The sequence below is a fragment of the Ferrimonas sp. YIN67 genome (assembly GCF_057219095.1).
In genome coordinates this window covers 444,329-457,705 of the sequence record NZ_JBXVVJ010000001.1, presented here as the reverse complement: position 1 = coordinate 457,705, position 13,377 = coordinate 444,329, and the positions used below count along the sequence as shown (strand labels likewise).

General features: G+C 57.9%; 14 protein-coding genes. 5 read left to right on the top strand and 9 right to left on the bottom strand.

What is annotated here, in order from left to right:
- Positions 1-15: 15 nt before the first annotated feature.
- The 4 genes from AC2D8U_RS01685 (at position 16) to AC2D8U_RS01670 (ending at position 4,316) form a co-directional block, all read left to right on the top strand.
- Positions 16-2,478, top strand: a complete 2,463-nt coding sequence (locus tag AC2D8U_RS01685; protein WP_484617300.1) for a DMSO/selenate family reductase complex A subunit — start codon at positions 16-18, stop codon at positions 2,476-2,478.
- A 14-nt stretch (positions 2,479-2,492) separates the two neighbouring features.
- The gene (locus AC2D8U_RS01680; RefSeq protein WP_484617299.1) at positions 2,493-3,125 is read left to right on the top strand and encodes a DMSO/selenate family reductase complex B subunit; all 633 of its coding nucleotides are present in this window, start codon (positions 2,493-2,495) and stop codon (positions 3,123-3,125) included.
- 139 nt (positions 3,126-3,264) lie between these two features.
- The gene (locus tag AC2D8U_RS01675; RefSeq protein WP_484617298.1) at positions 3,265-3,873 is read left to right on the top strand and encodes a TorD/DmsD family molecular chaperone; all 609 of its coding nucleotides are present in this window, start codon (positions 3,265-3,267) and stop codon (positions 3,871-3,873) included.
- A gap of 8 nt (positions 3,874-3,881) precedes the next feature.
- Positions 3,882-4,316 (top strand): hypothetical protein, encoded by a 435-nt coding sequence (locus tag AC2D8U_RS01670; RefSeq protein WP_484617297.1) that lies wholly within the window; start codon positions 3,882-3,884, stop codon positions 4,314-4,316.
- A 149-nt stretch (positions 4,317-4,465) separates the two neighbouring features.
- On the opposite strand, the gene AC2D8U_RS01665 is transcribed toward AC2D8U_RS01670, so the two are convergent.
- The 9 genes from AC2D8U_RS01665 to AC2D8U_RS01625 form a co-directional block, all read right to left on the bottom strand.
- Positions 4,466-5,935, bottom strand: a complete 1,470-nt coding sequence (locus tag AC2D8U_RS01665) for a sulfatase-like hydrolase/transferase (RefSeq protein WP_484617296.1) — start codon at positions 5,933-5,935, stop codon at positions 4,466-4,468.
- Between the two features lie 516 nt (positions 5,936-6,451).
- Complete coding sequence (locus AC2D8U_RS01660; RefSeq protein WP_484617295.1) at positions 6,452-7,027, bottom strand: acyl-CoA thioesterase; 576 nt, start codon at positions 7,025-7,027, stop codon at positions 6,452-6,454.
- Between the two features lie 161 nt (positions 7,028-7,188).
- On the bottom strand, positions 7,189-8,334 hold the full coding sequence (gene hemW / locus AC2D8U_RS01655; protein ID WP_484617294.1) for a radical SAM family heme chaperone HemW: 1,146 nt from the start codon (positions 8,332-8,334) through the stop codon (positions 7,189-7,191).
- Positions 8,335-8,934 (bottom strand): RdgB/HAM1 family non-canonical purine NTP pyrophosphatase, encoded by a 600-nt coding sequence (rdgB, locus tag AC2D8U_RS01650; RefSeq protein ID WP_484617293.1) that lies wholly within the window; start codon positions 8,932-8,934, stop codon positions 8,335-8,337.
- A 90-nt stretch (positions 8,935-9,024) separates the two neighbouring features.
- Entirely contained in the window at positions 9,025-9,465 is a 441-nt protein-coding gene (locus AC2D8U_RS01645; RefSeq protein ID WP_484617292.1) for a DUF4426 domain-containing protein, read from the bottom strand.
- A gap of 97 nt (positions 9,466-9,562) precedes the next feature.
- Positions 9,563-9,853, bottom strand: a complete 291-nt coding sequence (yggU, locus tag AC2D8U_RS01640; RefSeq protein WP_484617291.1) for a DUF167 family protein YggU — start codon at positions 9,851-9,853, stop codon at positions 9,563-9,565.
- The gene (locus AC2D8U_RS01635) at positions 9,850-10,401 is read right to left on the bottom strand and encodes a YggT family protein (RefSeq protein ID WP_484617290.1); all 552 of its coding nucleotides are present in this window, start codon (positions 10,399-10,401) and stop codon (positions 9,850-9,852) included. Before AC2D8U_RS01635 ends, yggU begins: the two co-directional genes overlap by 4 nt.
- A 43-nt stretch (positions 10,402-10,444) precedes the next feature.
- Entirely contained in the window at positions 10,445-11,266 is an 822-nt protein-coding gene (gene proC, locus AC2D8U_RS01630; protein WP_484617698.1) for a pyrroline-5-carboxylate reductase, read from the bottom strand.
- A gap of 19 nt (positions 11,267-11,285) precedes the next feature.
- The gene (locus tag AC2D8U_RS01625) at positions 11,286-11,990 is read right to left on the bottom strand and encodes a YggS family pyridoxal phosphate-dependent enzyme (protein ID WP_484617289.1); all 705 of its coding nucleotides are present in this window, start codon (positions 11,988-11,990) and stop codon (positions 11,286-11,288) included.
- Positions 11,991-12,016: 26 nt separating this feature from the next.
- Between AC2D8U_RS01625 and AC2D8U_RS01620 the strand changes: the two genes are divergently transcribed.
- On the top strand, positions 12,017-13,051 hold the full coding sequence (locus tag AC2D8U_RS01620) for a type IV pilus twitching motility protein PilT (RefSeq protein ID WP_484617288.1): 1,035 nt from the start codon (positions 12,017-12,019) through the stop codon (positions 13,049-13,051).
- The last annotated feature ends 326 nt before the right edge of the window (positions 13,052-13,377 follow it).

The following is a 13,377-nucleotide window of genomic DNA, read 5'->3' as shown; positions in this document are numbered from 1 at the left end:
ACCGAGGTAGACCTGATGCAACGTCGTGATTTTTTAAAACTGAGTGCGACCGCTGGAGCGGTCTCCTGTGTCACCGCTTGTGGTGGCAACAAGCCGGAAAATGTCATTCCCGAACTGCCTGCCGAAGAGCAGGTGAACTGGAGTGCCTGCCTGGCAAACTGTGGTTCCAACTGTCCGTTGAAGGTGATCACCTCCGAAGGGCGGATCGTCCGTATCGAGAATGAAACCTATGGCGAAGACACCTTCAGTGATCGTCATGTCCGGCCCTGTGCTCGAGGCCGTTCCAACAAACGCCGGGTTTATAACAAGGACCGCGTGCTCTACCCGATGAAGCGGGTTGGCGAGCGCGGCTCGGGTCAGTTCGAGCGGATCAGCTGGGACCAGGCACTCCGGGAGATCGGCAGTCAGCTCAACGGGATTTACGATACCTATGGCAGTCGGGCCGTGTATGTACAATACCAGTCAGGGGCTTACTACGATCTCAGTGGCAGCGCAGCCTGGAAACGCCTGCTTAATCTCAAGGGGGGGTATCTGGAGCGCTACGGCACCTACAGCTCGGCGCAAGTGGCCGGGATCATGCCCTACGTTTTCGGCAGCAATGCGCGTTCCTCGGTCTATGAGATGACACACAGTGATCTGATCGTGTTCTTTGGTTACAACCCCATGGAGTGTCGCCACGGAGGCAGCGGCGAGGGCTATGAGTTTGATGCCCTGAGGAAAGGCAAGAAGGTGATCATGATCGATTGCCGCTACAGTGATTCCATGTCCGGTCGTGAGGATGAGTATTACCCCTGCCGACCGGGAACCGATGCGGCGCTGTGCGAGGGGATGGCGCATCACTTGATCACCACAGCCCAGACTGATGCGGCCTTCCTGGCCGACAAGTGCTACGGCTTCGATGCCGAGCCGGAGAGGGCCGATCCGCACAATCCGGGCCAAACCCTGCCCGCGGTTTCCCGTGAAGAGAGCTACTACGGCCACATCATGGGCCTCAAGGATGGTACTGAGCGTACTCCGGAGTGGGCCGCCGCCATCTGTGGCATTCCTGCCGACAAGATCCGTCATATTGCCGATCAGCTGGCGAGCGCCGAGGCCCCCTATATCGCCTCTGGCTACGGGATCCAGCGTCATGTCAACGGCGAGGACAATTGCCGCTCGGTCAGCACCCTGGCCCTATTGCTGGGGGCGGTCGGTAAGCGCGGGACCAATACCGGGGGCCACATGCCCAACTCCCGCCCGCCGGTCTCAACCCCTGGTCTGGCAACGGGGAAGAACGCCGAATCTGCCGTTATTCCGGTTTTCCTCTGGACCAAGGCGGTGGAAGATGGTGAGAACATGACGGTGTTCAAGGATGGGATCCGGTTGCCGGCCGGTGAACTGGATCAAAACGGTGACGGTAAGCTGGGGCAAAACATCAAGGCGATCATCAACTACGCCGGTAATACCATGATTAACCAGCACTCCGACTGTTTTGGCACGGATAAGCTCCTGAAAGACACCAGCAAATGTGAGTTGATTGTGGTGAGTGAAAACCACATGACCCCCTCCGCCCGCTACGCCGACTATCTGCTGCCTGATACCACCTGGTTGGAGACGGACGACTTCGCCAACCAGAGTTACTCTGCGGGGTCTCAAACCTATATCACCGCCATGACGGCGGCCATTGAGCCGATGGGGGAGTGCCGGAACAACTGGGAGGTGTGCGCCGAGTTGGCCGAGATCATGGGCGTTGGGCAGGAGTTCACCGGTGGTAAGAGCTACGGACAGATGCTGGAAGATCACTACTACGACAATGTGCGTCCCAGAGATCCCGAACTGTTCCCCGAATCACTGGCGGAGTTTCAGAAGATCGGCGTGGTCAAAAAGCATGTTGCCAATGACCTGTCGGAGGGTGCTGCCAACACCAACTGCGGCATGTACGACTATGTACAGAACGGCGGTGTGCTCAATACCGCCTCGGGAAAAATCGACATCTACTCCCATCGACTGGCGAAGATGGCTCAAACCTGGGAAGTGCCCGCCTACTGGCTTGATCAGGATAACTACATCAATGCTGTACCCAAGTATGTGAAGCACCCTGAAGGCTTTGAGGATGACAGTCCCGAGCTGGCGGATATGCCGCTGCAGCTGATCGGCCACCATACCAAGGGGCGTACCCACTCCTCCTATCACAGTGTCCAGTGGCTGCGGGAGGCGGTGCATGACGCCGTATGGTTGCACCCCAATGATGTGACCGATTTTGTCGATGGCGACTGGGTCATTGTCGAATCCCTTCGCGGCAAGGTGAAGGTGCGGGCGCGCGTTACCCATCGCATCATGCCGGGGGTCGTTTCCCTCTCCCAGGGAGCCTGGTTTAAGCCGGAAAACGGCATTGATGTCGGTGGTTGTATTAACTCTCTGACCAGCCAGGATTTCTGTAGCCCTTATGTTAAGGCCAATCCTCAACACACCAATCGAGTAAAAATCTACAAAGCGTAAGGTAGGAATTAACCATGCAAAATGTTCAATACGGCTTCTATTTTGACGCCAGCAGATGCAATGGCTGTAAAACCTGCCACATCATCTGTAAGGATCGTTTCGATGCGGAAGCGGGGGTGATCCCTCGTCGTGTTTACGAGTATGTCGGAGGCGGCTTTTCTGACAATGGTGATGGCACGGTGAGCTGCAACACCTTTGGTTACTACACCTCCATCTCCTGTAACCACTGCAGCAACCCTGTCTGTGTCAAAGCCTGTCCCACTGGGGCCTGCTACAAAAAGCGCAGCACTGGCCTGGTGGTGATCGATCAGCCGGTGTGCATCGGCTGTGAGAGCTGCAGCCGTGCCTGCCCCTACGATGCCCCTCAGATCGATCCCATTCGCAGGGTGATGGTCAAGTGCGATGGTTGTAGCGATCGGGTTGAAAAGGGCGAGCAACCCTTGTGTGTCTCCGGCTGTCCTCACCGGGCACTGGATTTCGGTCCTATGGAGGAGCTGCAAGCCAAATACCCGGGTGCCGGTGTCGGGGACATTGCGCCCTTGGCCAGTCCTGGGATCACCAGCCCCAACCTGCTGATCGGTAAAAGCAAGATTACTCAACCCGTCGGTAGTACGGCAGGGAAAATCGAGAACTGGGATGAGGTTTGATTGCCCTTAGAGGCCAGCTACGACTGCCGTAATACACGGTACGGCAGTCGTGTTCCTTTGTCTCTCGACAATAGGGCTTTATGGCTGCCTCTACCTGAGTGTTACGCTGCCGATCCAATCGATTTAAAGGGAACCTTGCTTGAACAATCAGCACCTATACGCCGCCAGTGCCTGTGGCGTTTTTCATAATGTGTTTTACGCCAAACCCACCCCGCCTTTTCTTTATGAATTGATCCAGTCTGAACTGTTGGCTTGCTGGCCCGACTTTGGTGGACCGTCCCAGGAGAGCATGGAGTTGATCCAGACAAGCCTCGAGCAGGACAGCATCGAGGCGTTGGAGCGTGATTACTATCGGCTCTTTATCGGCCCGGGGCCCATGCAGGCCTACCCATGGGGCTCGGTGTATACCGACAAGGAAAACCTGATGTTCGGCGACAGTTGTGTCGCGTTCGAGCGGTTTTGCCGGGGCTTAGGCCTTAAATTCGAGCTGTCATATCGGGAGCCGCTGGACCACATTGGATTGATCCTGGCGGCTTTGTCTGCGCTGCTCGAACAGGACGACCATGAAGGGGCTCAAATCCTGTTGCAGGAGCATCTGTTGCCTTGGAGTCACCGATTTACGGATGCCGTTCGTGAACATGCGAAGACGGGATTCTATGCCGGTTTTGCCCAGTTGCTGGCTCAGTTCCTGGAGCATTGGTGCATCGAGTTGGACGCCTCACCCCAGATCCTTCCCCTGTATCGTTAGGGGGAAGGATGACGGTACGTCGAGAAGTCGCGCAACGATGGCAGGCGGCCCGACACGGCGAACGCCTGGCACTCCAGTTGAAGCAGGATCCTCGGCTCCCGCGATTGTTTGCCGGGGCCACCACTTTGGATCAATTCTGCGAGTTGTTGGCGTCGTTGATCGGCAGCCAGGCCCCGGAGTTACTGGAAGGGGAGCTGACCGATGCGCGTTTGATGCTGCTTTTGTCGGTGGCATTTCAGGGAGCGGTACTCAAAGGGATCGAAGGTGAGGACTTATCCCAGTTCGAGTTGCTGCTGCTCAGCGTATCGCGCCATTATGCTCAGGCAACTCTAGAGCCGGCGATGAAACCGATCCAGCAGCAGGTGCTGGCGCTCCATGAGCGTTGGCAGGAAGCCAGTCGGAAGCGTCGGTCCAAGTATCGCAATATGGGGCGGACAGCGTGAGGCTTGGGCCCGGAGCATCATCCAGGGATTGATTTGAACGCCAATGTTGAGCGCTTATTGATCTCTTCCATAAGCTAAAAGGCCTAGCTCGAAAGCCAGGCCTTTGTCAGCAGATTCAGCCCACACTAGGTGTGGGCTAATTGGTGGGTTTACTTGAAGCGATCCTTATCGCGGTTCTTCTTTTTATTCTTTTTCTTGTTCTCTTCACCGGGCATGTGTTTCCCCCGGTAGCCAACTTTGGGGCCAATATGGGTGCCCCAGCCAAACAGCGGGGATTCGTTTTCACCGCGCCAGCGTTCCAGCTCTTTACGCAGGGTTTCCGCCATCTCCGGGTATTGGCGGCTGACGTCGGTGGTTTCTCCCGGGTCCTCGGAGATCTTGTAGAGTGCCTGGTGGCGGCCGTTGCGGGCGAAGCCATCCTTTTGCTTTACCGAGGTATCGACGAACTTCCATTCCCGGTTGCGAACGGCGGAGTTGGTGATGTTGTCCCAGTAAAGGTAGCGCTCCGGGAGGGCATCGGTCTTGCCCTTGGCGTAGGGCAGCAGGTCGACTCCGTCCAGCTCCCACTCAGGTTTGATCTCGCCGATGGCGGCGTTTAGCAGGGTGGCGGTGATATCGACGCCATTGACGGGTTCGCCCAGTTCGACCCCTTCCATCACGACCCCTTTCCACATCACCAGGTAGGGGACGCGGATCCCCCCTTCCAGGGTGCCCCCCTTGCTGCCTTTAAGGGGCTTGTTACTTGATTGCGGATAACCCATTCCGCCGTTGTCACTGGTGAAGAAGATCAGGGTATTATCCAGCAGGTCTTCGGCTTCCAGCTTGTCCATCAGCAGGCCGATGTTGTTATCCATGTTATGGACCATGGCAACATTGGTTCGACGCATCTTATCGTCGATGTGCTCAAACTTGGCGAGGTCTTCTTCGGTCGCCTGCATCGGCCCGTGAGGGGCGTTATAGGCCAGGAACAGGAAGAAGGGATCCTCCTTGTGGCGATCGATAAAGGCCACGGATTCCTTGCCAAAGGCGTCGGTCATGTACTCTGGGAAGTTGGGGACGCGCTTGCCGTCTTCCCGGAAAACCCCTTGCCAAGGGTTCTTCTGTCGCTGGTTTTCCGGACCGACAAAGTAGTTGGCGGCACCGTTATTGAAGCCGTAAAACTCCTGGAAGCCTCGGTTATAGGGCCAGAATTCCTGCTCGTCACCATCGTGCCATTTGCCGATCAGACCGGTTTTGTAACCCGCCTCACTCAGATAGTCGCCTATGGTATCGAGCTCCAGTGGCAGACCCTGTTTCACCCCGAGCTTGCGAACCCGGGGGCCTGTGTTGTCGTGGTAACCAAAGCGCTGTTGGTAGCGCCCGGTGACAAAGCCGGCACGGGATGGACCGCAGACCATGTTCATGGCATAGCCGTCGCTGAAGGAGACGCCCTGCTCGGCGATCCGGTCGATGTTGGGGGTTTTGAAATCTTGTTCACCGTCCGGGTTATAGCTGAGATCGCCGATCCCGAGGTCGTCGGCCATGATGACGATGATATTGGGACGCTCTACTGCCAGCGCCGAGCCAAAGCCGATGCTGAGCATGGCTGCTGTGGTACCTAAGAGCCGGGGAAACTTCATGGTCGTACTTTCCTTGTCGATCTTGCCTTGGCATGACATCTTGGCGGTGTCCTCGCGAGGCCTGGCTGCAATGCCGCCTTGTGCCCACAGGTTAGAGATCTCGCTTGTGATGGGAGCCAAATGTGAAAATTTGGTAATGGCTAAAGGTTGACACAGGGCGGGGCCGGGTCCTATCCCAGGCTTGGTAAAAAAATGAAAGGTTAAGTCAGTGTGCTAGGGTTTCGCTTCCTGAGCCGAGGCTGGAATGCGTTGCTGTCGGCGAGATAGACACCCTCATTGGCTCCTGTGATAGTGCCTCCAGCCCAGGGATGTAACGAGGTGTTGTTGTAATTGTTAACCGGCTCGCGTTTTAAATCCCTTCCTTGTTTTATCCTCTCCACTGGTTAGTTGTTGTCATCACTGGCCGCCCTGCAAAGGCCCGGTTGCAGTTTCGCTGTGATCGGGCCTCCCTAAACATGATCCCACCCCCTTTATTGCGAGCCACTATCCATTACCAAGGGTGGGTATTTGGTGACTTCATTTCTCTGAGCGTCTGTTCGACGGAGCCGGTGATAGGCTGGTGTCAACGCCTGGCGGCCAGGGACGAAGGGTTTCACTTTCTATCCAGGCTTTGGGCCAGTCGGTCGGCTCTGCAGTCCATCCTTCAATTCCCATCGCCTTCAGCACTTGCTCGGGAGAAATTGTGCTGCCTTTGTGCGTCACGCCGGTGCGCAGCAGGACGGAAGAGGTGGGTTGGCCTGCTACCCACATGGATTGCTTGATGTAGATCCAGCGTTGATCAAACCCGGCGAGCCGGGTACGGATGGTCACGGCATCGAACAGCTTCACGCGTTTTCGGTATTGAATGGTGCTGCCCGCAACGACCAACCCCCAGCGGTTTTGTTTCAGTATTTTGGCCAGACCCGAGCGAATGGCGAAATCGAACCGACCCAGATCATACAGGGTCAGGATCCGGCCATTGTTCATCTCCATAAACAGGTCGAGATCCCAAGGGCGGCAGCGGAACTGGGTTAGACAGGTGTCATGAATGTCCAGAGGCTCACAGCGCAGGGCGCGCATAGAGCAGGTGAGCAGGCGGATCAGGGGGTACATGGCGTTTCCTCGGTCCTTTGCCTCAATGGCATGGGAAATGATCTTTTAAAAAATCTAGGATACTCGGTCTAAAGTGATTGCTCTAGAGCGGATGGAAGCGTCCTGAGTGGGGCAGCAGCGAGTACCGAGCGTCGGTACTCGCACCTTGGAACGAGGAAGGATCAGTCATCGGGCAGGAACTGGCCCAACAGTTCGTTGAGGTAGCGATGCCCCAGCTCGGTGAGTTGCATCTGTTGTTCATCCTGCCGGATCAGGCCACGCTGTCTTGCCCAGGCCAGGGGGGCCTCGACGTCAGCGGCCGATAGCTGGGTACGCTCGGTCAGTTCGCTCAGGGGCATAGGCTCCATCAGACGCAACCGGTTCATGTAATACTCCAGCGCCTGGTCTTCCTTGGGGACTAGCGTCTGACTGTCCATGGGATTGCGACCGGGTTCAAGATAGCCTTTGGGGTGGCGGACCTTGACGGTACGCAGCAGGCTGCCATCGTCACGGAGCACCTTGCCATGGGCCCCGCAGCCTATCCCCAGGTAGTCACCAAAGCGCCAGTAGTTGAGGTTGTGCTCGCATTGGAATCCGGGTTTGGCCCAGGCGGAGATCTCGTACTGGCGATAGCCGGCGGCCTCGAGCAGCGCCTTGCCCTGCTCGAAGATCGCCCACTGGGTATCCTCGTCGGGCAGGGTTGGGGGCTTGGAGGCAAACTGGGTGTTGGGCTCGATGGTGAGCTGGTACCAGGACAGGTGGGGCGGATTGAGTGCGATCGCCTGGTTGAGATCGTACAGGGCATCCTCGACACTCTGGCCCGGCAGGGTGTGCATCAGATCCAGGTTGAAGCGTTCAAATCCTGCCTTGCGCGCCTCGGTAGCGGCACGCCGGGCTTCGTCGGCGCCGTGGATGCGGCCCAGCAGTTGGAGCTTGTCCTGCTGGAAGCTTTGAACCCCCACGGACAGGCGATTGACGCCAGCTTCGCGATAGGGGCGAAAACGATCCGCTTCAAGGGTGCCAGGGTTGGCCTCCATGGTCACTTCACACCCTGGCTGCAGCGGCAGACGTTGGTGAACCCCCTGGAGCAGGGTTTTAATGCCTTGTGGGGAGATCAGCGAAGGGGTGCCACCGCCGATAAAAATGCTGCTGAGGGTGCGGCCTGCCGCCAGAGGCAGATCTTGTTCCAGATCCGCCAGTAGGGCATCAATGTATTCGGCTTCCGGGATCACCCCCTTGCGGGCGTGGGAGTTGAAGTCACAGTAGGGACATTTTTGCTCACACCAGGGGATGTGGATATAGAGCGACAGCGGCGGCAGTTTGCTCACTTACAGGATCCCTTTGGCCTTGAGGCCATCAAGCAGCAGAGCCATGGCCTTGCCACGATGGCTGGCGGCGTTTTTTTCGTCGCTGGAGAGCTCGGCGGCGTTGCGGCTGTCGCCGGACACCTGGAACACGGGGTCGTAACCATGACCCTGCTCTCCACGGGGCGCCTCGGTGATAGATCCCTCCCAGCTCGCCTGGGCGATCACCGGCGAAGGATCTTCGCCATGACGCAGGTACACCAGAACACACTGGAAGCGGGCACTGCGCTGGGATTTACCGTCCATCTCGACCAGCAGTTTCTGCCAGTTCTGTTCGGCGCTGGCGTGGTCACCGGCGTAGCGGGCGGAGTGGATCCCGGGGCGTCCTTGCAGCGCATCGACTTCGATGCCGGAGTCGTCGGCGATGGCCGGAAGGCCGGTGGCACGGGCAGCATGGCGCGCCTTGATGATGGCATTTTCGATGAAGGTGGTGCCGTCTTCCGCGACGCTGCCGACATTAAAATCGGACTGGGGCAGTATGGTCAGCGGATAGTCGGCCAGCAGCTGGGCGAACTCTTTGACCTTGCCGGCGTTGCCGGTGGCCAGGACGATGCGTTGGGACATGGGCTCTCCTTGGGGATCGGAGCACCTCGAGCGCCCCGTAAAATCGAGGCGCAGATTTTATACCAATCACTCCGGCTTTAGAAAGCCGACTCAATCGACAAAGAACTTTTGCTCGAACTTCAGCTTGGTATGCAGATCGCTGCCATTGGTCAGTTCAATATCGAAGATGAAAGACTCTTCGTTGGCGTGCTTGAGCTCGGCGATGTAGTAGATCGCGTCGCCTTCTCTTATCTCTTTGAAGTCCAGCGACTTTGTACTGCCGAGCAAGTTCTTGGCGGTGCCGGAGATGGTTACCGCAACGGCGTGGGTCTTGTCGCTGCTCAGGCTGGTGTCGATCACGGACACATTGACCAGGCCGGTAAAGCGGCTGCGGGTAATGTCGTAGTTCTTGGCGATCTGCGGCGTCAGGAAGGTGCTGCCGAAGGAGACATAGTGGATGGCGTACTTGCCGACCTGCATCTTCTGCTCTGCCAGGGCAGGGGCGATCATCAGCAGGCCTGACAGGATCAGGGTCATTAGGGCACGAAGCATGGGAATTCCTCTTTTCAGTCGCCCGGATCAAAACTATAGACCCTGTGATCGCCCGTTTGTCTTCAAATAATATGTCGAAAAGCTGGCGAGTGAGGTTTTATAGCAGATCGGCGATCACTTCGGGGATCACCTTGGGCTGGTCTATCCGTAGTTGTTTGTGCCGGCCCAGTTCGCCTTTGACGATCTGGATCTGGCCCTTGGCGACGCGAAACTGTTTGGACAGAAATTTGATCAGGTGGCTGTTCGCTTTGCCGTCCACCGGTGGCGCGGTGATCGCCACCTTGAGTTCGTCGCCATGCCGCCCCACCAGCTGGTCTCGGCTGGCCTTGGGCTGGATGTAGAGGTTAAGCAGCAGGACGTCGTCCTGCTGCATTACCGGCTGACTCACACCACGCCCCAGAAGGGCAGGTAGTTGTGCAGCAGGATGTTGAGGAAGTTCATCCCGATCAGCACCACCAGCATGGAGAAGTCCAGGCCACCCATGGGAGGCAGGATGCGGCGGATTGGGCTCAGCAGTGGCTCGGTCAGTTGCTGCAGCACAGCTTCAACCGGATTGTGCCCTTGGGAGACCCAACTGAGAATGGCGCGGATCAGCAGCATCCAGAACAGCAGCAACCCCGCTTCTTTGAGCACGGTGACGGCACCGAGGATCAGCAACATCAGGGGATCAAGCGGGTTATTGGAGAACAGCAGCTTTAGTACCCAGATGGCGATCCCGATGAGCAGGGCCAGCAACAGGGTGGCACTGTCGAATCGGCCCATGGCGGGAATGGCCCGGCGCATGGGGGCCAGGATGGGGTGCGTGGCCTTGACGATAAACTGGCTGAAGGGGTTGTAGAAGTCTGCCCGGGCGAACTGCAACCAGAGACGCAGCAGTACCACCATCAGGTACAGCTTGAGCAGGGTAGTGCCAAGGAAAGTAAGGGCTTCGGTCATAAGTATCTCGTCTGTTTCCGTGTAAAAACGAACTGGGTCCGCATCAAAATTGTTTGGCCATCTCCTGCGCACGGCGCACCGCGGCATTCATGGCATCGGCTACGCTGTTGCGCAGGCCTTGTTGTTCAAAGGTTTCGATCGCCTCGGCGGTGGTGCCCCCCTTGGAAGTCACCTGGGCGCGCAGCTGCGCCAGGGACAGGTCCGGATTGGCTTTGACCATGGCCGCAGAGCCGATGGCGGCTTGCTGGATCAACTGGCGGGCATCGTCCGCACTCATCCCCATGGCCACGGCGGCCTCCTGCATCGCTTCCATCATCAGGAAGAAATAGGCTGGACTCGAGCCGGCGCAGGCGATCACCTGATCGATCCCGGACTCCCGATCCAGCCAGAGGATCTCACCGACGGCCTGCATTAGAGTTCCCGCAAAGTCCCGATCGGTTTGAGCGGTGCCCTCGGGAGCATACAGGCCGGTCATGCCCTGGCCCAGTAACGACGGGGTGTTGGGCATGGTGCGAACTATGGTCGGGTCGCTTCCCAAATAACCGGCCAGGCTGTCACAGGTTACCCCGGCGGCGATGGAGATCACCAGCTTACCTTTCAGGTTTAAGGTGGATATGGGAGCGCACACCTCGGACATCAACTGGGGTTTGACGCCCAGGACAATCACTTCCGCCCAGTCACAGGCGGCGAGGTTGTCGTTGCCCGTGTGGATGGCAAACTCCTGCTTGAGGGCATCAAGCTTGGGCTGACTGGGGTTGGCGGCCAGGATGGCATCGCTGGGATAGCCATTGTGAACCAGGCCACTGATGATGCTGCGGGCCATGTTACCGGCACCGATAAAGGCGATACGGCGCTCTTGGGTGATCTTGCTCACGGTCGATCCTTCATGCTTGTGATTGGGGTTTGGGCTGACGGACACCAAACAGGGCGGTGCCGATCCGAACCTGGGTGCTGCCCTGGGCGATGGCGCTTTCCAGATCGCCACTCATGCCCATCGACAGGGTGTCCACGTCTGGGAATTGCTCCTTCAGTTGCCGATACAGGGCCTGCATTTGGGCAAAGGCACTCTGCTGGGCTTGAGGATCATCATTGGCCGCGGGAATGGCCATCAGGCCGCGCAGGGTCAGGCCGGGCAGGGCGGCCACGGCGGCGGCCAGCTCCGGCAGTGCCTCAGGCGTTACACCGGACTTGCTCTGCTCGCCACTGATGTTGATCTGCAAGCAGACATTGAGTGGTGGCATCTGGGCCGGACGCTGGCTGCTCAGGCGTTGAGCTACCTTTAAACGGTCGACGCTGTGAACCCAATGGAATCGTTCGGCCACCGGCCGGGTTTTATTGGATTGCAGCGGGCCGATAAAGTGCCAGATGAGTGGAAGATCCTGCAATTGCTCGATCTTCTCCACGGCCTCCTGCAGGTAGTTTTCGCCGAACTCATTCAGACCGGCGGCATGGGCCTGGCGGATCATCGCTACGGGTTTGGTCTTGCTGACGGCCAGCAACTGTACGCTGTCGGTCGGGCGCCCGGCCTGCGCACAGGCGTGTGCGATCCGTTGTTGGGCTTGGTTTACTCGCTCTGCTATGGTGGTCATAGATAGTTTATGGACAGATCACTGATATGGAAATTACGGAATTACTTGCCTTTAGTGTAAAGCACAACGCCTCCGATCTGCACCTTTCTGCCGGTGTTCCGCCACAGATCCGGGTGGATGGGGACATTCGCAAGATCGATCTGCCGGCGATGGACCATAAAACGGTGCATGGGCTGATCTACGACATCATGAACGATAAGCAGCGCAAGGAGTTCGAAGAGCGGCTGGAGCTTGATTTCTCGTTCGAGATGCCGGGCCTGGCGCGCTTCCGGGTGAATGTCTTCACTCAGAGCCGGGGGGCAGGCGCGGTCTTTCGTACCGTCCCCAGCACGGTCATGAGCCTGGAGGAGTTGGGTGCGCCGGAGATCTTTCGGCAGATCTCGGAATACCCACGGGGCCTGGTGCTGGTGACCGGGCCGACCGGCTCAGGCAAGAGTACCACCCTGGCCGCCATGGTGGACCACATCAACAACACCCGTCATGACCATATCCTCACCATCGAAGATCCCATCGAGTTTGTGCATGAGAACAAACGCTGCCTGATCAACCAGCGGGAGGTGCATCGGGATACCCTGAGTTTTTCCTCGGCGCTGCGCAGCGCCTTGCGGGAAGATCCCGATGTGATCCTGGTGGGCGAGATGCGGGATCTGGAAACCATACGCCTGGCCCTGACGGCGGCGGAAACCGGCCATCTGGTATTTGGTACCCTGCACACCACGTCGGCGGCCAAGACCATAGATCGAATCGTGGATGTGTTTCCTGCCGCCGAGAAGTCCATGGTGCGCACCATGCTGTCGGAGTCGCTGCAGGCGGTGATCTCCCAGGCACTGATCAAGCGTATTGGGGGGGGGCGGGTTGCGGCCCATGAGATCATGCTGGGCACACCGGCGATCCGTAACCTGATCCGCGAGGACAAGGTCGCGCAGATGTATTCCGCCATTCAGACCGGTATGGCTCATGGTATGCAGACCCTGGATCAATCCCTGGATCAGCTGCTCAATCAGGGCCTGATCAGCCGGGATGATGCCCTGAGCAAGAAAAGTCGCAAATCCACCTTCTGATCTCTCGCTTGGACGCTGGCAGGGCGGGTCGTACCCCCGCCAGCGTTCGCCCATCGTTGCTCCTCTTACCTTTGGCCTTATCCCCCTGCTGCTAACGTCTGATCGCAAGGCGGCGGGAAGTGTGATCCCACCCGGGATATTCACCAAAATCCTAACAATAAAGGAATTTAATCCCTGCCTTGGACTCTTGCTAAGGCATAGAATTCGCCGAAGCGTCGGGCCTTGCGTTCGATGACCTTGCGGCCCCTCTATGGGCTATTCCCCATCGGGTGACAGAGCAATGCATTTTACTTAGACCCGCGTGGCAAAGGTTTGGTGTTCCCCGC